Annotated in this window: 20 protein-coding genes and 1 pseudogene; 13 read left to right on the forward strand and 8 right to left on the reverse strand. The window is 66.2% G+C overall.

What is annotated here, in order from left to right; all coding sequences use genetic code 11:
- The first annotated feature begins 117 nt into the window (after positions 1-117).
- The 3 genes from rpsA to mscL all read left to right on the forward strand — a co-directional run bounded on the left by rpsA (position 118) and on the right by mscL (position 2791).
- Positions 118-1824, forward strand: a complete 1707-nt coding sequence (gene rpsA / locus WC585_RS03595) for a 30S ribosomal protein S1 (RefSeq protein WP_373256191.1) — start codon at positions 118-120, stop codon at positions 1822-1824.
- A gap of 231 nt (positions 1825-2055) precedes the next feature.
- Complete coding sequence (locus WC585_RS03600; protein WP_292173720.1) at positions 2056-2346, forward strand: integration host factor subunit beta; 291 nt, start codon at positions 2056-2058, stop codon at positions 2344-2346.
- Positions 2347-2371: 25 nt separating this feature from the next.
- On the forward strand, positions 2372-2791 hold the full coding sequence (gene mscL, locus WC585_RS03605; RefSeq protein WP_373256192.1) for a large-conductance mechanosensitive channel protein MscL: 420 nt from the start codon (positions 2372-2374) through the stop codon (positions 2789-2791).
- Positions 2792-2795: 4 nt separating this feature from the next.
- Here the strand turns inward: mscL and WC585_RS03610 are convergent, their stop codons facing one another.
- The 5 genes from WC585_RS03610 to WC585_RS03630 all read right to left on the reverse strand — a co-directional run bounded on the left by WC585_RS03610 (position 2796) and on the right by WC585_RS03630 (position 7701).
- A complete protein-coding gene (locus WC585_RS03610) occupies positions 2796-3947 on the reverse strand; it encodes an N-acetyltransferase (RefSeq protein ID WP_373256193.1) in 1152 nt (383 codons plus the stop codon).
- A gap of 111 nt (positions 3948-4058) precedes the next feature.
- Positions 4059-4244, reverse strand: coding sequence for a hypothetical protein (locus WC585_RS03615; protein WP_373256194.1), 186 nt, complete (start codon positions 4242-4244; stop codon positions 4059-4061).
- Positions 4245-5333 carry a 4-hydroxyphenylpyruvate dioxygenase gene (gene hppD, locus WC585_RS03620; RefSeq protein WP_373256195.1) on the reverse strand — a complete coding sequence of 363 codons (1089 nt, stop codon included), beginning with the start codon at positions 5331-5333 and terminating at the stop codon, positions 4245-4247.
- A gap of 112 nt (positions 5334-5445) precedes the next feature.
- Complete coding sequence (locus WC585_RS03625) at positions 5446-6231, reverse strand: C40 family peptidase (RefSeq protein WP_373256196.1); 786 nt, start codon at positions 6229-6231, stop codon at positions 5446-5448.
- An 87-nt stretch (positions 6232-6318) separates the two neighbouring features.
- A complete protein-coding gene (locus tag WC585_RS03630; RefSeq protein ID WP_373256197.1) occupies positions 6319-7701 on the reverse strand; it encodes a M17 family metallopeptidase in 1383 nt (460 codons plus the stop codon).
- A gap of 93 nt (positions 7702-7794) precedes the next feature.
- Between WC585_RS03630 and WC585_RS03635 the strand changes: the two genes are divergently transcribed.
- The 5 genes from WC585_RS03635 to thrS all read left to right on the forward strand — a co-directional run bounded on the left by WC585_RS03635 (position 7795) and on the right by thrS (position 11993).
- Positions 7795-8610, forward strand: coding sequence for a tetratricopeptide repeat protein (locus WC585_RS03635; RefSeq protein WP_373256198.1), 816 nt, complete (start codon positions 7795-7797; stop codon positions 8608-8610).
- Between the two features lie 177 nt (positions 8611-8787).
- The gene (locus tag WC585_RS03640) at positions 8788-9192 is read left to right on the forward strand and encodes a hypothetical protein (RefSeq protein ID WP_373256199.1); all 405 of its coding nucleotides are present in this window, start codon (positions 8788-8790) and stop codon (positions 9190-9192) included.
- Between the two features lie 72 nt (positions 9193-9264).
- The gene (locus WC585_RS03645; RefSeq protein ID WP_373256200.1) at positions 9265-9807 is read left to right on the forward strand and encodes an iron-sulfur cluster assembly scaffold protein; all 543 of its coding nucleotides are present in this window, start codon (positions 9265-9267) and stop codon (positions 9805-9807) included.
- Between the two features lie 10 nt (positions 9808-9817).
- Complete coding sequence (yidD, locus tag WC585_RS03650; protein ID WP_373256201.1) at positions 9818-10060, forward strand: membrane protein insertion efficiency factor YidD; 243 nt, start codon at positions 9818-9820, stop codon at positions 10058-10060.
- A gap of 4 nt (positions 10061-10064) precedes the next feature.
- Positions 10065-11993, forward strand: coding sequence for a threonine--tRNA ligase (gene thrS, locus WC585_RS03655; protein WP_373256202.1), 1929 nt, complete (start codon positions 10065-10067; stop codon positions 11991-11993).
- Between the two features lie 27 nt (positions 11994-12020).
- Here thrS and WC585_RS03660 read toward each other — a convergent pair whose 3' ends face one another.
- The 3 genes from WC585_RS03660 to rplU form a co-directional block, all read right to left on the reverse strand.
- Positions 12021-12554, reverse strand: a complete 534-nt coding sequence (locus WC585_RS03660; RefSeq protein WP_373256203.1) for a GNAT family N-acetyltransferase — start codon at positions 12552-12554, stop codon at positions 12021-12023.
- 163 nt (positions 12555-12717) lie between these two features.
- Positions 12718-13002 carry a 50S ribosomal protein L27 gene (gene rpmA, locus WC585_RS03665; RefSeq protein ID WP_373256204.1) on the reverse strand — a complete coding sequence of 95 codons (285 nt, stop codon included), beginning with the start codon at positions 13000-13002 and terminating at the stop codon, positions 12718-12720.
- Between the two features lie 65 nt (positions 13003-13067).
- Positions 13068-13619 (reverse strand): 50S ribosomal protein L21, encoded by a 552-nt coding sequence (gene rplU / locus WC585_RS03670; RefSeq protein ID WP_373256205.1) that lies wholly within the window; start codon positions 13617-13619, stop codon positions 13068-13070.
- Between the two features lie 202 nt (positions 13620-13821).
- Here rplU and WC585_RS03675 point away from each other — a divergent pair, with 202 nt between their 5' ends.
- From WC585_RS03675 to WC585_RS03695, 5 genes and pseudogenes are all read left to right on the forward strand, one after another.
- The gene (locus WC585_RS03675) at positions 13822-14481 is read left to right on the forward strand and encodes a hypothetical protein (protein WP_373256206.1); all 660 of its coding nucleotides are present in this window, start codon (positions 13822-13824) and stop codon (positions 14479-14481) included.
- A 15-nt stretch (positions 14482-14496) separates the two neighbouring features.
- A pseudogene (locus WC585_RS03680) lies at positions 14497-15511 on the forward strand (cation diffusion facilitator family transporter).
- A 40-nt stretch (positions 15512-15551) separates the two neighbouring features.
- A complete protein-coding gene (locus tag WC585_RS03685; protein WP_373256207.1) occupies positions 15552-16685 on the forward strand; it encodes a GTP-binding protein in 1134 nt (377 codons plus the stop codon).
- Between the two features lie 14 nt (positions 16686-16699).
- Entirely contained in the window at positions 16700-17380 is a 681-nt protein-coding gene (locus tag WC585_RS03690) for an SDR family NAD(P)-dependent oxidoreductase (RefSeq protein WP_373256208.1), read from the forward strand.
- Between the two features lie 46 nt (positions 17381-17426).
- Positions 17427-18392: a WD40 repeat domain-containing protein gene (locus tag WC585_RS03695; RefSeq protein WP_373256209.1), complete on the forward strand. Its 966-nt coding sequence runs from the start codon at positions 17427-17429 to the stop codon at positions 18390-18392.
- Positions 18393-18451: the final 59 nt, after the last annotated feature.

Raw genomic sequence — 18451 nt, forward strand, 5'->3', positions numbered from 1 at the left:
TTCCGCGGGCGATCGGGTCATCTGGCCCCGTGTCGCAATGATCGACCCCTGTTCAACCTTCACCTCGCGCGGGGCCATTCGGTCACGCGCCACAACCGTTAGAAACCGCATCACTGCATGACTGATACGCTCACCCCTACCCGCGACGACTTCTCCGCCCTGCTTGACGAAACCCTTCAGGGCCGCGACCTCGGCGAAGGCCAGGTCGTTCACGGCCGCGTCGTCGGCATCGAGAAAGACATCCTGATCATCGACGTCGGTCTGAAGACCGAAGGCCGCATCCCGGCCCGCGAGTTCGGCATCGGCGAAGGCGCCGTCATTCCGAAGCTCGGCGACAATGTCGAAGTCTACCTCGAGCGCGTCGAGAACGCCCTGGGTGAAGCCGTCATCAGCCGCGACAAGGCTCGCCGCGAAGAAGCCTGGACCCGTCTGGAAGTCGTGTTTGCCGAAGGCGTGCCGGTCAACGGCGCCATCATCGGTCGCGTCAAGGGCGGCTTCACCGTCGACCTGGGCGGCGCTTCCGCCTTCCTGCCCGGTTCGCAGGTCGACATCCGCCCGGTGCGGGACGTCGGTCCGCTGATGGGCAAGGAACAGCCTTTCGCCATCCTGAAGATGGACCGTCCGCGCGGCAATATCGTCGTCTCGCGTCGTGCGATCCTGGAAGAAGCCCGCGCCGAACAGCGCACGGAGCTGGTCGGCCAGCTGCAAGAGGGTGAAGTCCGCGAAGGCGTGGTCAAGAACATCACCGACTACGGTGCGTTCGTGGATCTGGGCGGCATCGACGGCCTGCTGCACGTTACCGACATGTCGTGGAAGCGCGTCTCGCACCCGTCGCAGGTTCTCGCCGTCGGCGACACCGTCAAGGTTCAGGTCGTCAAGATCAACCCGGACACCCAGCGCATCAGCCTGGGCATGAAGCAACTGCAGACCGACCCGTGGGACGGCGTGGAAGCCAAATATCCGGTCGGTGCCAAGATGAGCGGCCGCATCACCAACATCACCGACTACGGCGCCTTCGTGGAGCTGGAAGCCGGTGTCGAGGGCCTGGTGCACGTCTCGGAAATGTCCTGGACCAAGAAGAACGTCCACCCGGGTAAGATCGTCTCGACCTCGCAGGAAGTCGACGTCGTGGTTCTGGATGTCGACGCCTCCAAGCGCCGCATCTCGCTGGGCCTGAAGCAGGCTCAGGACAATCCGTGGGATGCCTTCGTGGCCGCCAACCCGATCGGCTCGACCGTCGAGGGCGAGGTCAAGAACGCCACCGAGTTCGGCCTGTTCATCGGCCTGGACAACGACATCGACGGAATGGTGCACCTGTCCGACCTGGACTGGAACGTCTCGGGCGAAGAAGCCATCCAGCGCTACCGCAAGGGCGAAACCGTCAAGGCCAAGGTCCTGGACGTTGACGTCGAGAAAGAACGCGTCTCGTTGGGCATCAAGCAGCTGGGCGGCGATCCCGTCGGCGAGGGCGATGTCTACAAGAAGGGCCAGCAGGTCACCGTCACCGTGACGGCGGTGGAAACCGGCGGCCTGGAAGTCAAGTTCGGCGAGGATGACGCCCCGGTGTCCTCCTTTATCCGCAAGTCCGACCTGTCCCGCGACCGCAACGAGCAGCGCACCGAGCGCTTCTCGGTCGGCGATCGTGTGGACGCCATGGTCACCGGCATCGACAAGGCCTCGCGCCGCGTCTCGGTGTCGATCAAGGCCCTGGAAATGAAGGACGAAGCTGCGGCCATCGAACAGTTCGGCTCCTCCGACTCGGGCGCTTCGCTGGGCGACATCCTGGGTGCCGCCCTGCGCGAGAAGGCCGGCTCCAAGGAGTAGTCGCCGACCGGCCTGATCGCGAGGCCTCATGGTCCGGGCGATAGGCCAAAGTCGGCCTCAAGCAGCGAAAGCCCGCGGCTTGAGCATTAGGCCAAAAAAGAACGAGGCGGCGGGAGCGATCCCGCCGCCTTTTTCATGTCCACCCCTTCCCTTCGGGCGTATTGTTGTGACTAATGATCGACTTGGCCCGTTCAAGCGGTCCGATCCACTGACTGAGGCGGGGGCCTTGCCGTGATCAAATCCGAGCTGATCGAGAAACTCGCCGCGGAGAATACCCATCTCACGCATGCCGAGGTCGAGCGGGTGGTCAATGTCGTCCTGGGCCGGATGGTCGATTCCCTGGGATCGGCGGGCCGCGTCGAACTGCGCGGCTTCGGGGCCTTTTCGGTGCGCAGCCGTCCCGCACGTGCCGGCCGCAACCCCCGCACGGGTGAGGCCGTGGACGTGCCCGCCAAGGCGGTCCCCTTCTTCAAGAGTGGCAAGGAGCTGCGCGAGCGGCTGAACGCCTCAGGCGACGCCTGACCTTCTGACATCAAAGGACGACCCCATGGGCATCGGCACCGAGTTCAAGGAATTCATCGCACGCGGCAACGTCGTCGATCTGGCGGTCGGCGTCATCATCGGCGCGTCCTTCGGCAAGATCGTCACCAGCCTGGTCGAACAGGTGGTGATGCCGCCGATCGGCCTTTTGCTGGGCAAGGTCGACTTCAGCAATCTGGAATGGGTGCTGGTCGCCGAAAACCCCGCGACCGAGGAGATCGAGAAGGTCGCCATCCAGTACGGGGCCTTCATCAACACCCTGATCCAGTTCCTGATCGTGGCCTTCGTGATCTTCCTGGTGGTCAAGGCGATCAACAAGCTGCGCCGCAAACAGGCGGAAACGCCGGCCGAACCGGCGGCACCGACCACCAGCGAGGCCCTGCTGACCGAAATCCGCGACGCCCTGAAATCGCGCCCGCTGAACTAGAACGTCAGGCGCGAGAGGGGCTGGACGACACTGGCACCCAGGATCGGATGCGTCCGGCGACCCTGGCATCCAACGGCAGGGGCCGCAGGCAGATCGCATAGTCGGAATCGAACGGCGTGGGCGACCACAGCTCGGGCGACGGGGCATCCTCGGCGAAGCGGATGTGACAGTGGCCCCAGCCGCCCTCACGCGCGGCGCTTTGAGCCCAGTTGCCCAGCCGCGTCAGCATCTGCGGACTGACCACCTGCATCCGCACCTTGGCGGCACCCAGCGGACGCGCCGCATCGGTCAGAGCCTTCATCAGGGCGGGAATAGCCTCGTCGTCCCAGGCCAGGGCCTCCAGGTCGATGATCTCCAGCACCGGCACTTCGATGATGTTCGACTTGGCCATCTGGGCCATCGCATAGCCCGTGATCACATCGCCGCGCCTGAAGGCCAGCAGCAGGGGAGGCGTGGTCATGTCCGGATCGGCCAGCCGCCATTTCATCATGGCCGGGCTGCGGTCAGCGAGAAGACGCCCCTCACGGCCCAGGGCCTGCTGGAACCGGTCGTAAGGTGACCCCTCGCCGATCCGGCTCAGGATCGATACGCCGGGCGGCAGGCGCAGACGTGGCACCCGCCCCAGGCGGTCGTTCATCAACTGCTCGCCCATGCGGACCACCATGTCCGGCGCGACGCGATGAAGTTGGCGCAGTCCGCGACCTATCGCCAGGGCCGGAAGCTCTATCCGCCAGCTCAGCTTCAGCGCATGGGTCTGTTCGGGCCAGGGCCGCATACCCAGCCGGCCGTACAGGGGCTGAGACTTGGGGTTGGCATTGAAGGTATAGGTGGCGAATACCCGGGGCTGAGCCAGGAAGGTGCGGATGATACGATGCGCCACCCCGCGCACCTTCGGCGAGGCAATGATCGAAAAGCCCGTCGCCGCATGAAGCTGTCGATCACCCACCCGAAAGCGATGGATTAGATTGCCCACGTGGGCAGCAGGCAGGCCGTCGGGACCGTCGACGACCCAGCCCGCGACGGCGTCGATTTCCGATCTTGCGGGATTGGCATGCAGCCACCGCCACCCCGCCAGGGACCGCGTCGGCCAGCCCACGCCCTTGTGAAGGGTCTGGATGGCGGGATAGTCGGCCTCTGTGACCGCCCGGATCGACACGACGCAGCTCCGTCTCATTCTGGGCCTGACCGGCCCTTGCAGCCGCAGCCTTGCACAGACCGCGCCAGAGAGACTATCCGGAGTTGTTTTTATACAATCTGAACGGGCACCTTAGCTGTTTCGCTCATAGGCCCATTTCCAGAGGCGATAGACGCCCATAGGGACGAAGCCGAGGACGAGAGCTCCGGCCAGTGCTGGCCAGAACCCCCCCTCGATCCAGGCGCCAGTCAGCCCCGCGCCGATCCCCGCCAGGGGCGGACCCAGCCAGGGCAGCCAGCCCGGTGGCGGCCCCTTCATTCAGGCATCGACCTTGATCACACCACGACGGATCTGGTCCAGCTCGATGGAATCGAACAGGGCCTGGAAGTTGCCGTTTCCAAAGCCCTCGTTGCCCTTGCGCTGGATGATCTCGAAGAAGATCGGGCCAAAGGTGTCTTGGGTAAAGATCTGCAGGAGCAGGCCCTCCTCGTCCGAGCCGTCGATCAGGATGCGGTTCTTGCGCATACGCTCCACGTCATGCCCGTGGTTGGGCAGGCGTTTGTCGATCAGCTCGAAATAGGTCTCGATGGTGTCCTGGAACGCAACACCATTGGCCTTCATGGCCTCCACCGTCGCGAAGATGTCCTCTGTCGTCAGGGCGATATGCTGGATGCCCTCACCGTTGTAGCGACGCAGATATTCCTCGATCTGGGAGTTGTCGTCCTGGCTTTCGTTCAGGGGGATGCGGATGGCGCGGTCCGGCGCGATCATGGCCTGGCTGAACAGGCCGGTCGCCTTGCCCTTGATGTCGAAATACTTCTGTTCCTCGAAGTTGAAGACTGAGTTGTAGAAGCCGGACCAGGTCCGCATCTCGCCACGCCGGACGTTGTGGGTCAGGTGGTCCAGGATTTCCAGGCCGTAGGAGTTCTTGCGCTCGGCCTCTTCCCAGCCCTCGATCTCGTCCCAGCCATCATACAGCGAGCCCTTCTCGCCATACTGATCCACGACATACAGAAGCGAGCCGCCGATGCCCTGCAGGATGTAGGGATAGTCGTCGCCCAGAGCTCCGCCGGCGACCCCTTCGGCCGCACGGGCACCGCGAGACAAAGCGCCTTCATAGGCGGCCTTGGCATCGGCGGTGCGGAAAGCCATGCCGTTGGCGGACGGGCCGTGGTCGCGCGCGAACTCTGCGGCCTGACCGACCTTGTCCGAACGATGGACCAGAAAACTGATGTCGCCCTGCTTCAGCCGAACCACGTCGGTCCTGGGGTTCACATGCGTCTGGGTGAAGCCCATCAGTTCCAGCTTGGAGACCATCTCGGCTCCGTTCGGACCGGTAAACTCTACGAACTCGAAGCCGTCGACGCCGAGGGGGTTGTCCAGATCGATCTGCTTTGCGTCGGTCATGGGCCGTCTCCTGATTGGGGGTGCGGCGTATGCTCGCCGCTGACGGAGCGGAACCTAGTGACCACGGACGCCAAAGCCAAGGCGTTGCGGCCTCACGCTTTGGTGCGGCGGCCTACAGGCGGCGATAGATCGGAGCCGCAAACCCCTCGGCGGTATAGCGCGACACGGCCTCGACCAGCGGTTCGATGACGACTGCGCCATGGTGGCCGGTGGCATGCAGCACACGCCCGTCGTCCAGCACAAACGCCGAGTGCCCGCGCCAGGGCGTCTCATCGGCCTTGAGCCAGATCACCAGATCACCCCGGTGAGCAGACGAGGCGTCCACGGCATGTCCCAGCTCGGCCTGCTGGTCGGCATAGCGAGGGGCGGCCAGGCCGCAGGCATAGAGCGCCTGCTGGATCAGGCCGCAGCAGTCCGTGCCTTGCGAAGAGCGACCGCCCAGAACATGCGGCACGCCGACCAACCGCTCGGCCACGTCCACGGGGTCCGCCGCGAAGACCCCGATGGGAGCGGACGCACCGGTCTTGTTGTCCTCGCTGACGAAGGCGTTCAGGGGCAGTTCGGCAGACACGGAGGTGACGATGGCTTCGGCCAGCGGAACCCCCTCCTCCAGCGCAGTCCGGTCGATCCAGCCGACCACACCATCGCGCCGGGCCTTGCCCCAGGCGCGGTCGCCCTGAACATCCAGAACGTCGAACGCTTCGCCGAAAATGATCTGATCAACTGGGGCTTCCGCGCCCGTCGGCCCGGCTGCGATATCGGCCAGCGGCACGACACAGCGCATCGCCCGCGTCGCCCTGAAGGCGTTCGCACGCACGACACCTTCCAGCGCCTGTTCAGCCAGATCGGGCCGGGCAAGCGTGGTTCTGGGATCAAGGCTGGTCGCGGTTGCGGTCAAACTGGGGTCCGTCCGTTGAACAGCTATCCTGAAGCATGAAGGCGAAAAGGCCGTTAACGGATCAAGGCCGGAATGCGGCGATTGCGTTTATCCGGGGTACCGCCGCGACAGCATCTCGAAACACGCCCGCATCGCCTGCGCCTCTCCACCTTCGGGCCAGCCGGGGCGGGTGCGGGGGTTCCAGGCGAAGATGTCCATATGCGCCCACGCTCCGGTGGTGGGTGCGAACTTCTGCAGGAACAGGGCGGCGGTGACCGAGCCCGCCTGGGCCCAGGCCGAACTGTCGTTCTTGACGTCGGCGATCTCGGTGTCGAGCGCCGCGATATAGCCGGGCCACAGCGGCATCCGCCACATCGGGTCGCCGACAGCACGGGCCGCAGCCAGCACATCCGCTGCCAGGGCCTCGTCGTCTGTATAGAGCGGGGGCAGTTCCGGCCCAAGGGCAATCCGGGCCGCGCCGGTCAGGGTGGCGAAATCCAGCGTCAGATCCGGTGAATGCTCCGAGGCGCGGGTCAGAATGTCGGCCAGAACCAGCCGCCCCTCCGCGTCCGTATTGCCGATCTCTATGGTCAGGCCCTTGCGGCTGTTCAGAATGTCACCGGGACGGAAGGCATCGGCGCTAACGGCGTTCTCGACGGCGGCGACCAGCACCACCAGTCGCACGGCCAGGCCCGCCTGCATGACCAGTCGACCCAGCGCCAGGGCATGCGCCGATCCGCCCATGTCCTTCTTCATATTGCGCATGCCGGCGGCGGACTTGATGTCCAGCCCGCCCGTGTCGAACACGACGCCCTTGCCGACCAGAGCGACCAGCGGCAGGTCGGTTCGATCGAGATTCCAGCCGATCTCGATCACGCGCGGAGCCCGCTCGGTCGTCGCGGCCCGGCCCACGGCATGGACCGCCGGGTAGTTCTCTTCCAGCAAGTCGTCGCCGATCGTGGCCGTGAACGTGGCCCCGTGGGCTTCCGCGATTTCCCGCGCGATGGTCTCGATCTGAAGCGGCCCCATGTCGGCGGCCGGGGTGTCGATCATCTCACGCGCCAGGGCACAGGCCGAGGCAATGCGCGACAACGCCTCGACATCGACGGATGCAGGGACCGACAGCCGGGCCCCCGATGCGGCCCGGGCCTTGTAGCGATCAAACCGATAGGTCCCCAGGGCGAACGACTGAGCCGCCCGTGCCGCCTGATCGTCCGCAACTCCGTCCAGACGCCACAGCCCGGCCGGCAGCCGCGCCGCCAGCCCCCGTAGGGACGCCGGATCGAAGCGGTCACCCGTTCCGAACAGCGCCCCGGCCAGGGCTCCATCTGTGGCCGGCAGCATCAGCAGTTGCCCCGCCTTGCCGGTGAAGTCGTGCGCCTTGGCCCACGCCGCTTCGGGGCCCGACAGCGTCTCGCCACGACCGACCAGACGCACCGGCAGCGACCCTTGCGTCTCATGGGTCAGGGCATCGGTATGCAGCAGGGACATTCAGCGGCCTTTCCGGCCCGGAGGACCGATCTTAACCAAGAGTTGACGCGAACCGCCGAGTCTGGAGGCTCGACCTTCAACGGAGCGTCCTCCATGTCGCCCAACCTCGCCCGCATCGCAACCGCCGCGCCCATCGCAGCCTTCCTGATCGCGCTGTCCGGACCTGTCTGGGCCCAGCAGGCGGGTGCTCAGACGCCCGCGTACGCAGCGAGCCGTCAGCCTGCGACGGCCCAGGAACGTGCGGCCTATGACCGTTCCGATGCCTTGAGCCGTCAGGTCTTCTGGTCCGACCAGGCCGAGATCAATCCGATGGATCCCGAAGCCGGGGTCAAGGCGGCCCAGGCCTTGCGCGACCTCGGTCGCTTCGACCAGGCCGCCGAAATGGCCCAGCAGGTGCTGCTGGTCCAGCCGGCCAATGTTGACGCCATGCTGGAATCCGGCCGCGCCCACATCGCCCGGGGCCAGGCCTTCTATGGCATCGCCGATCTGGAAAGGGCGCGCGACACACGCCCCAATGACTGGCGGTCTTGGTCCCTGTTGGGCACGGCCTATGAGCAGGTGCGCCGCCCCGACGACGCCCGCGCCGCCTGGGCCCAGGCCCTTGCCCTGTCGCCGGACAACCCGGATGTCCTGACCAATATGGCCGTGGCCTCCATGACCCGGGGCGACACCCTGTCGGCCGAGCCCCTGCTGCGCCGCGCGGTCGCCCAGCCCACCGCCTCGCTGAAGGTTCGGCTGAACCTGGCCCTGGTCCTTGGGCTGAACGGCAACATGGCCGAGGCGGAGCAGATGCTGCGCCGCGACCTGCCGCCAGAGGCCGCCGACCGCAACCTGGCCTGGCTGCGTGCCCGCTCAGGCGGCGCGACCACCGATGCCTCGCGCACCTGGGGTTCGCTTCAGGGCGGCTAAGTATTCTCCCTACCCTTCGTGGGGAGGGATGTCGGCGCAAAGCGACGACAGGGTGGGGTGCGTATCAGAGAGCTCCGGCCCTTTCGAACCCACCCGGTCGCTGCACGACCACCGTCCTCATAAAGAGCAGCACGACCTGCGACCGTTTCTGACGCAGGTGCATGTCACCCTGCGGCCATGACCGGCCCCCTCCATCCCGACACCCCGCGCGAAAACATGCTGGACAAGGCGTGGCGACGCGTGTCCCAGGCACTCGACACCGGGCGCTCGATAGAGGCCGTGCGCTGGCTGCGAATCCACGCCATGCTTCTGGAGACCGAGCGGACCGAAGGCCGCGCCCGCGACCCTGACAGCGCCGACCGACGACGCCCGCCCTCTCGAAATGCTCGCGACGGCGAGGCTCAGGCCGTTGCCGCCCTGGGCCGAATTCAAGCCGAAAACCCGTTTCTGACGCGCGAAGTGCACACAGTGCACTCAAAAAAATCCACGACCGCACCGTCCGCTTTACCCGACCCCGACGAACCCGGTCTCAGTCGCGCCGAACGTCGAAGACGGCTCAAATATCGCGCGCGAAGTCCTTGAGCGGGGGGGCGAATACGTCGGTAGCCCCTCGGCAGGGTTCCCGCTCCCTCCACGAACGCCTATATCCCAGCCATGATCGACGCGCTCTACAGCACGCGGATACTGACGCTGGCGGCGAACCTCCCGCACAGCGGACGGCTGCCTGAGCCATCCCCTGATGTGCGTTTCGGCACCGGCGAGAAGGTCGCCAAGCTCTGTGGCTCGCGCGCCATCGTCGATGTCATTCTGGACGACACTGATCGCGTCGTCGCCTTCGCCCAGGACATCAAGGCCTGCGCCCTGGGCCAGGCGGCGGCGGGCGTGCTGGGAGAGAGCGTCATTGGAGCCAGTATCGACGAGATCGAGACCTCCCGCGACGCCATGGTCGCCATGCTGAAGTCCGGCGGTGAGGGTCCTGCGGGCCGGTTCGAGGGCCTGCGCGCCCTGCAACAGGTCGCAGACTATCCCGCTCGCCACGCCTCGACACTGGTCGCCGTCGAGGCGACGCTGGAGGCCGCCCGCCAGGCAGCCCAGAGAGTCTCGACCCGAACTAGCCTCGCCGCGCGGCCTGAGGGTCCGACGCCGGTCACGTCTGGCCTCACGCCCGGTTGCCCCGCCCGCCGCGACGCGGGATAAGCGGCGCAACATGGCTCTCGGCGAAACCCTCTACGAACGCGGCGTCCGCGCGGCCCATCGGGGCTACAAGCTGACGCTGTCTCCCCTGATCGGGCAACAGTGCCGGTTCATGCCGACCTGTTCCGACTATGGCCGCGACGCGCTGATCCAGCACGGACCGGTCAAGGGGGGATGGCTGACGGTCAGACGCCTTTGCAAATGCCACCCCTTCGGATCATCGGGCTATGACCCGGTGCCGCCCATAAAAGACTGATGCGATGATCGAACTGAAATTCCCCGACGGTGCCGCCCGCGAATATCCGGCCGGATCGACCGCCCGCGACGTGGCCATGTCCATCTCGCCTTCGCTGGCCAAGAAGGCCGTGCTGGCCGAGCTGAACGGCGAGCAGCGCGACATGGACCGGGTGCTGGAAACGGGCGGGTCGTTCCGCCTGATCATGCGCGACGACCCGGCGGCGCTCTACACCATCCGCCATGACACGGCTCACGTCCTGGCCGAGGCGGTCCAGAAGCTGTTCCCCGGCACCCAGGTCACGATCGGTCCGGCCATCGACGACGGTTTCTACTACGACTTCTTCCGCGAGACGCCCTTCTCGACCGACGACTTCGCCGCCATCGAAAAGGAGATGGCGAAGATCGTGGACCGCGACGCCAAGTTCGAGCGTGAGGTCTGGGACCGCGACGAGGCCATCCTGTTCTTCGAAGCGCGGGGCGAAAAGTTTAAGGCCGAGCTGATCCGCGACCTGCCGGGCACCGAGACCATCACCCTTTATCGCCAAGGCGACTGGATCGACCTGTGCCGGGGGCCGCACTTCCCCTCCACCCGCCATGTCGGCAAGGCGTTCAAGCTGACCAAGCTGGCCGGGGCCTATTGGCGGGGTGACAGCAACCGCGAGCAGTTGCAGCGCATCTACGGCACGGCCTGGGCGACCAAGGAGGATCTGGACGCCTATCTGCAGCGGCTGGAAGAGGCCGAAAAGCGCGACCACCGCAAGGTCGGCAAGGCGATGGAGCTCTTCCACATGCAGGAAGAGGGCCGGGGCATGGTCTTCTGGCACCCCAAGGGCTGGGTCCTGTGGCGGGTGCTGGAGGCTTATATGCGCCGCCGCCTGGACGCCGCCGGCTATGTCGAGGTCAAGACGCCCCAGGTGCTGGACCGCAAATTCTGGGAACAGAGCGGCCACTGGGACAAGTACCGGCCCAATATGTTCGTCTGCGAGACGGTCGAGGGCGAGGAACTCAGCCTCAAGCCGATGAACTGCCCGGGCCACGTGCAGATCTTCGACCAGGGCCAGCGGTCGTACCGCGAACTGCCGCTGCGCATGGCCGAGTTCGGCGCCTGCCACCGCTATGAGCCATCGGGCTCGCTGCACGGCCTGATGCGCGTGCGCGGCTTCACCCAGGACGACGCCCACATCTTCTGCCGCGAGGACCAGATCGTCGAGGAGACGGCCGAGTTCATCAAGCTGGCCCGCAGCGTCCACGCCGACCTGGGCATGGAAACCGCCTACATCAGCCTGGGCACCCGGCCCGAGAACCGCGCCGGCACGGACGAGTTCTGGGACAAGGCCGAGGCCCTGATGGCCGAGGCTGCCCGCGCCGCCGGGACCGAGCCGGTCGTGACCGAGGGCGACGGCGCCTTCTATGCACCCAAGCTGGACTTCATCGTCAAGGACGCCATCGGCCGCGAATGGACCTGCGGCACCATCCAGCTGGACTATGTCCTGCCGGAGCGGCTGAACGCCACCTACATCGCCGAAGACGGCCAGAAGCACCGTCCGGTCATGCTGCACCGGGCAATCCTGGGGTCGTTCGAGCGCTTCATCGGCATCATGATCGAGAACTACGCCGGGGCCTTCCCGCTGTGGCTTTCGCCCGTGCAGGCCGTGGTGGCGACCATCACCTCCGACGCCGACGGCTATGCCGAAGAGGTGGCGGCGAAATTCCGCGCTGCGGGCCTGCGTGTCGAGACCGATCTACGCAACGAGAAGGTCGGCTACAAGGTGCGCGAACACTCGGTCGGCAAGGTGCCGGTCATCGCCGTCGTCGGCCGTCAGGAGGCCGAACAGGGCCAGGTCGCCATCCGCCGCCTGGGCTCGCAGGCCCAGACCGTGGTCAGCGTCGAGGAGGCCATCCGGATGTTGACCGAAGAAGCAACGCCGCCCGATTTGCGTCCTCAGGCGTGACAGCAGGCTGGCCTGAGGACCATAGCCTCAGGCCAGCCAGACCATCCTGCGCGTGTCGGTGACCGCGCCGCGGGCCAGGCTGAAGCCTTTGCGGACCTCGCCGGTGTATAGAAACCCAGCCTTCTCCAGCACTCGCCCGGAGGCGGCATTGTCAGCGAAATGTCCGGCCATAAGGGCGCGCCGCTTCCAGTGCTTTGAGGCCCACACCAGAGCACCGTCCAGCGCCTCGGTCGCATAGCCGCGGCCCCAGTACGAACGTCCGATCCAGTAGCCGACCTCGGGGGCCGGATCCTGATCCTCGAACAGGCCGATGACGCCAACGGGGCCATGATCCTCGTGCTCGATCAGGAAGGTTGCGGCCCGCCGGGGGTCCTGGCCGGCCACAGCAAGGATGAAATCCTCGGCATCGGCGCTGGAATAGGGATGCGGCATGCGCAGGGTCATCCGCGCGATGTCCGGGTCATTGGCCAGGGAGGCCAGACGGCCGACGTCCTGCGGGTTCGGACTACGCAGCGTCAGCCGCCGCGTCTCCAGAACGGGGGTGGTTTCGATCACGCACATCGGCGTCGCCTTCGATCATGCCGCCCCCTTTGGAGGGCTCGGGCGGCTCGAGGCGGGGAACGCAAACGGGGAGCCTGGTGATCCAGACTCCCCGCGGAAAACTTCCCTGGTCCGGATCGGCTGCTGTGGTGAGCAACGCGATCCGGTGTGATCCAGTCTCGCGTTACTCGGCGGCCATCGCCTGTTGGTCGTCGTTGGCCGGGAGAATCGACACGTAACAACGGCCGTTGGCTTTCTTGGTGAATTTCACAGCACCGTGGGCGGTGGCGAACAGGGTGTGGTCGCGGCCCAGGCCGACGTTGTCACCAGGGTGGAACTGGGTGCCGCGCTGACGCACAATGATGTTGCCGGCCAGCACGCGCTCGCCGCCGAACTTCTTCACGCCAAGGCGTTTCGACTCGGAGTCGCGACCGTTACGCGACGAACCACCGGATTTCTTGTGAGCCATAGGTCTGCTCCGTCTTTCTCTAGTGCGCCAGCGACCGCGAGGTCAGCGTGTGCGCGAAACTGTTCTTACGCTTCGTCGGTTTCGGCGGCCTTGGCCTTGGGGGCGGCGGCTTTCTTGGCCGGGGCCTTCTTGGCAGCAGGCTTGTCTTCGGTCGCGGCGGCCTCGGCCTTGGGGGCAGCGGCCTTCTTGGCAGGCTTGGCCTCGACTTCGGTCTCTTCCGTACGCGGGGCCAGGCCGCGAGCACGCAGGTTCATCTCGGCCTTGGTCATCAGCGAGGTCTCGCCGTCCCATTTGGCGTTCTCGCCGGCACCGTCGATGCCGGTGATGCGCAGGACCGATTCCATCTGACGATGGCCGTTGGTACGGCGATAGCCCTGACGACGGGTCTTCTTGAAGATCTTGATCTTCTCACCCTTGCGGGTTTCGACCAGGGTCGCGGCGACTGCGGCACCCGCGATCAGCGGCGCGCCCAGGGTGATACCCTTGTCGCCACCCAGCATCAGGACGTCGCCCAGCGATACCGAAGCGCCAGCCTCGCCATCGAGCTTCTCGACAACGATGACGTCGCCCGGTTGAACCCGGTACTGTTTTCCGCCGGTCTTGATCACCGCGTACATGTTGGAGCCTCAGCGTAAACGCAAAAAAGATAGCGCCCGAAGGAGACCCCTCGGGCGAAGAGCGGCGACATATACGGAACGCGCCCTTCGAGTCAACGCCGAACGCCGGGAAAGTCAGTGATTACCGACACCGTGCACCTGCACCCACAAATTCTGCCGCACCCTCTCGACTGTTATAAAGTAACACGGTAGGAAGGTCGCGATGACGCCGACCGATCTCCAGCAACCGATCCTGCTGTCCGTCCTTGGGGCCGGGCTGGCAACCGCCTTCCTGCATGCGGCCCTGCCGACGCACTGGCTGCCGTTCGTGCTGGTCGGCCGCGCCCAGCGCTGGAGCCTTGCGCAGGTCATGAGCGCCGTCGTCACCGCCGGCCTGGCCCATATCGTCACCACTGCCGTCGTCGGCAGTCTGATCGTGATGGCAGGTCTGGCGCTGGACCGCTGGATCGCCGGCGTGCTGCCCTGGATCTCAGCTGGCCTTCTGTTCGCCTTCGGCACCTTCTACGTTGTGCGCGCCGTAGTGAGAGGTCCCGTTCTGGCGGGAGGCCCCCCGATGGACATGGCCGAGCCCTCGGTATCGCACCGCGCCGCCTTCATCGGTTTGGTCGCGACCCTGGCCATATCGCCCGGCGAGGTGCTGCTACCGTTCTATCTGTCGCAGGCCACTCAGGGATTCGCGATTCTGGCGGCGCTGACGGTGGTCTTCGCCATCGGCACGGTGGCGGGGATGGCAGCGTTCACAGCCCTCGCTCGTGCAGGTTATTCCGTCCTGCGACTGGAACGCTGGGCCCGTTATGAAGGCGCAGCTCTGGGCCTGTCGCTGATCCTGATCGGCATCCTGGTGGCGAGCCATCATCACTAGGTCTAGAGAGGCGTGATGGCCCACGACCACGCTCATCCGCTCGATCACGATCATGACCACGGGCATGACGACGCGCACGGGCACGGGCACGGGCACGGGCACGGGCATTCTCACGGCCACGATCATGGTCACGGCCATTCCCATGGCATCGGCGGACATCACCACGGCCCTGTGAACACCGGCGACTGGCGCTATGCCGTCGGCCTGCTGGTCAATCTGGCGTTCGTGGCGGTGGAGTTCGGGGCCGGGGTGATCAGCCAGTCCACCGCCCTGATGGCCGACGCGGGCCATAACCTGTCGGACGTCCTGGGCCTGGCCATGGCCGGCGGTGCCGCCTGGCTGGCCCGTCGCGCATCGGCCAGCCACCGCACCTATGGCTTCGGCAAGGCCACCGTGCTGGCCGCCCTGTTCAACGCCCTGCTGCTCATCTTCGCCTGCGGGGCCATCGCCTTCGAGGCCGTGCGTCGCCTGAACGATCCGGCCCCTGTCGGCTCGACCACCGTCATGGTGGTGGCGGGCATCGGCTTCTTCATCAACCTCGGCACGGCCCTGCTGTTCATGAAGGACCAGCACAAGGATCTGAACGTACGCGGGGCCTATCTGCACATGATGGCCGACGCAGCCGTCTCTCTGGGCGTCGTTCTGGTCGGGGCGGTCATGCTGGTCACCAACTGGGCCATCCTGGACCCCCCTGGTCAGCATCGTCATCGTCGTCCTGATTTTGCTGGGGACCTGGGGCCTGCTCAAGGACAGCGTCAATCTGGCCCTGGACGCAGCCCCGCGCGGCGTGGATGTCGCCGCCATCCGCGCCGGGTTTCTGGCCCTGCCGGGCGTCACCGCCGTGCACGACCTGCACGTCTGGGGCCTGTCCACGACCGAGACGGCCCTGACCGCCCATCTGGTCCACGATCGTACGGATGCCGAAGCCCTGTTGTGCGAAGCGCAGGCCCTGGCCCGCTCCCGATTCTCCATCGGCCACACGACCCTGCAACTGGAGACCGGCGCTCTTCCCGACTGCCCCGACTGCTGACCCCTTCCCATCCGGCCGCCCAGCCTCCATCTAGCGGCCCATGACCGACACCACGCTCAACACGATCCCCGTCACCGTCCTCACCGGCTATCTCGGCGCGGGCAAGACCACCCTGCTGAACCGCATCCTGACCGAGGACCACGGCAAGCGTTACGCCGTCATCGTCAACGAGTTCGGCGAGATCGGCATCGACAACGACCTGGTCGTCGGTGCCGACGAGGATGTGTTCGAGATGAACAACGGCTGCGTCTGCTGCACCGTGCGCGGCGACCTGATCCGCGTCGTCGCCGGCCTGATGAAGCGCCAGCGCCCCGGCAAGCCGGCGTTCGACGCCATCATCGTCGAGACCACCGGCCTGGCCGACCCCGGCCCGGTGGCCCAGACCTTCTTCGTCGACGAGGACGTCAAGGCGAAGACCCAGCTGGACAGCGTCACCGCCCTGGTCGACGCCAAACACGTCATGGCCCGGCTGGACGATTCGAAGGAGGCGCGCGAACAGGTCGCCTTCGCCGACCGCATCATCCTGAACAAGGTGGATCTGGCCACGCCGGCCGAGCTGGCCGAGGTCGAGCGTCGCCTGCGCGCGCTCAATCCGCTGGCCCCCATCACCCGCGCCGAAAGGGCCAATGTGCCGCTGGATCAGGTGCTGGGTCTGGGCGGGTTCGATCTGGAGCGCATCCTCGACATCAATCCGCAGTTCGCCAATCCGGCGCACGGCGAGGACGGCCACGTCCACGACGAGCACTGCGGCCATGACCACGATCATGGACATCACGACCACGAGCACCACGGGCATGACCACGCCCACGATCACGGGCACGGGCACACCCATGCTTCTGGCGCCCAGACGTCCGGAGCCAGGGGCCACGCCCACCAGGACGACATCAAGGGCATCTCCCTGTCGCTGGACCGCCCGCTGGACGGAGCGAAGTTCACCGCCTGGCTGGACCAGCTGCTGGGCACGCAGGGTCAGAACATCCTGCGCGCCAAGGGCATCATCGATGTCCAGGGCGAGGACCGTCGTCTTGTCTTCCAGGCCGTCCACATGATTCTGGAGGGCGATCTTCAGCGCGAATGGGGTGCCAGCGAGCGCCGCTGGTCCCGCGCCGTCTTCATCGGCCGCGATCTGGACGAGGCCGCCCTGAAGGCCGGGTTTGAGGCCTGCGCGGCATGAGCAAGGGTACAGACATGAAAACCATACTGATCGTCGGCGCCTCGCGCGGCCTGGGCCTCGGCCTCGTCGCTGAACATCTGAAGCGCGGCTTCGATGTCATCGCCACAGTCCGCAAGGCGGCGGACGAGGCGGATCTGAAGGCCCTGCCCGGTGCCGAGCGTCTGACCCTGCATCATCTGGACGTGACCTCCGACGACGACATCGCCCGGCTGGCCAAGAATCTGCCCGCCGACCTCGACGTCGTCTTCATCAATGCCGGCATCTCTGGACCCAAGAGCGTGGTCACCGCTTCGGCTAATGAGTTGAATGAGATCATGCAGGCCAATGTCTTTGGCCCCGTCCGTCTGGCCCATGCCCTGCTCGGTCACGTCCGGCCGCAAACCGGCATCCTCGCCTTCATGTCCAGCATCATGGGCTCGATCGCCGAGAACGAGAGTGGTTCCATGGAGGTCTACCGCGCCTCCAAGACCGCCCAGAACAGCCTTGCCCGTTCCCTCTGGCTCGGCTCAGCCAGAGAGGCAGCCGTCACGGTCCTGTCAATCCACCCCGGCTGGGTGAAGACCGACATGGGCGGTGCCGGGGCCGACATCGACGTGGATACCAGCGTGACCGGCATCGCCGACCAGCTGGGTGCCAGCCAAGGCATCCACGCCCACCGCTTCATCGACTACAGCGGTCGCGAGATCGCCTGGTAGTTTGCGGGGCTAGCCAGCGGCCCCGCACGTCCTCTAGATCGCGTCCATGAAAACCACCTTCGATGCCCAGGTTACCGCCGCCCTGTTTGACGCCACCGGCGCGGTCTTCGCCCTGGGCGATGGCTCGGTCCGCTTCGACAGCGGAGAGTTCAACGCCGCCCATGACGGGGCCATCCTGTGCGCTGCGGTCCATCCCTCCGGCGACGGCATCGTCACCGGCGGCGACGACGGACGAATCGTCTGGCATCGGCGGGGCGAGGCGGGGTTGCTGGCCAATGCGGCAAACGGCCAGTGGGTCGATGCCATCGATTGCGCGCCCGACACCGGCCTGATCGCCTTCTCGGCGGGCAAGACCCTGACCGTCATCGACGCGAAGGATGCCGGCTTCCGTCGCGACTTCGTGCATGAGCGCACGGTGTCGGGCGTGGCCTTCGATCCGAAGGGCCGACGCATCGCCACCTCCACCTATGGCGGGACCTGTCTGTGGTACGCTCGGATTGCGGACCAGAAGCCGACGGTCCTGAAGTGGGCCGGGTCGCACACCTCGGTGACCTTCTCCCCGGACGGAGCTTTCGTCATCACGGCCATGCAGGACAGCCAGTTGCACGGGTGGCGGCTGAAGGATGCCAAGGACCTGCGCATGGGCGGCTATCCCTCCAAGGTCCGCTCGCTCAGCTTCCTGTCCAAAGGCAGCCTGATGGCCACATCGGGTGCCCAGGGGGCCGTCCTTTGGCCCTTCATCGGGGCCAATGGTCCGATGGGGCGCGAAGCCACCGAGATCGGCTATGATGAGGGCAGCCTGGTCACCCAGGTCGCCTCGCGCCCGCAGCATGGGCTTCTTGCCGCCGGTCTTAACGATGGCCGCGTCTGGCTGGCCGATCCCGCCGGCCAGGGGCTGAACTTCCTCAAGACCGAAAAGGGCAGCCCTGTCGTGGCCCTGGCCATGAGCCGCGACGCAGGCCGCATCGCCTGGGCCGATGAGGACGGCAATGCCGGGGTTGTCGCGCTCTAGCCCGGACCGTCCATCCGAGCGGGCTTGCTCGCCACGCCTTCCCGCGCCACCCTCCCCTT

The sequence above is a fragment of the Brevundimonas sp. genome (assembly GCF_041648055.1).
GTDB lineage: Bacteria > Pseudomonadota > Alphaproteobacteria > Caulobacterales > Caulobacteraceae > Brevundimonas.

Coding starts and splice junctions, on each gene's coding strand:
- rpsA (WP_373256191.1), top strand. CDS start 118: ATGACTGATACGCTCACCCCTACCCGCGACGACTTCTCCGCCCTGCTT.
- mscL (WP_373256192.1), top strand. CDS start 2,372: ATGGGCATCGGCACCGAGTTCAAGGAATTCATCGCACGCGGCAACGTC.
- WC585_RS03615 (WP_373256194.1), bottom strand. CDS start 4,244: ATGAAGGGGCCGCCACCGGGCTGGCTGCCCTGGCTGGGTCCGCCCCTG.
- hppD (WP_373256195.1), bottom strand. CDS start 5,333: ATGACCGACGCAAAGCAGATCGATCTGGACAACCCCCTCGGCGTCGAC.
- WC585_RS03630 (WP_373256197.1), bottom strand. CDS start 7,701: ATGTCCCTGCTGCATACCGATGCCCTGACCCATGAGACGCAAGGGTCG.
- WC585_RS03635 (WP_373256198.1), top strand. CDS start 7,795: ATGTCGCCCAACCTCGCCCGCATCGCAACCGCCGCGCCCATCGCAGCC.
- WC585_RS03640 (WP_373256199.1), top strand. CDS start 8,788: ATGACCGGCCCCCTCCATCCCGACACCCCGCGCGAAAACATGCTGGAC.
- WC585_RS03645 (WP_373256200.1), top strand. CDS start 9,265: ATGATCGACGCGCTCTACAGCACGCGGATACTGACGCTGGCGGCGAAC.
- yidD (WP_373256201.1), top strand. CDS start 9,818: ATGGCTCTCGGCGAAACCCTCTACGAACGCGGCGTCCGCGCGGCCCAT.
- thrS (WP_373256202.1), top strand. CDS start 10,065: ATGATCGAACTGAAATTCCCCGACGGTGCCGCCCGCGAATATCCGGCC.
- WC585_RS03660 (WP_373256203.1), bottom strand. CDS start 12,554: ATGTGCGTGATCGAAACCACCCCCGTTCTGGAGACGCGGCGGCTGACG.
- rpmA (WP_373256204.1), bottom strand. CDS start 13,002: ATGGCTCACAAGAAATCCGGTGGTTCGTCGCGTAACGGTCGCGACTCC.
- rplU (WP_373256205.1), bottom strand. CDS start 13,619: ATGTACGCGGTGATCAAGACCGGCGGAAAACAGTACCGGGTTCAACCG.
- WC585_RS03675 (WP_373256206.1), top strand. CDS start 13,822: ATGACGCCGACCGATCTCCAGCAACCGATCCTGCTGTCCGTCCTTGGG.
- WC585_RS03685 (WP_373256207.1), top strand. CDS start 15,552: ATGACCGACACCACGCTCAACACGATCCCCGTCACCGTCCTCACCGGC.
- WC585_RS03690 (WP_373256208.1), top strand. CDS start 16,700: ATGAAAACCATACTGATCGTCGGCGCCTCGCGCGGCCTGGGCCTCGGC.
- WC585_RS03695 (WP_373256209.1), top strand. CDS start 17,427: ATGAAAACCACCTTCGATGCCCAGGTTACCGCCGCCCTGTTTGACGCC.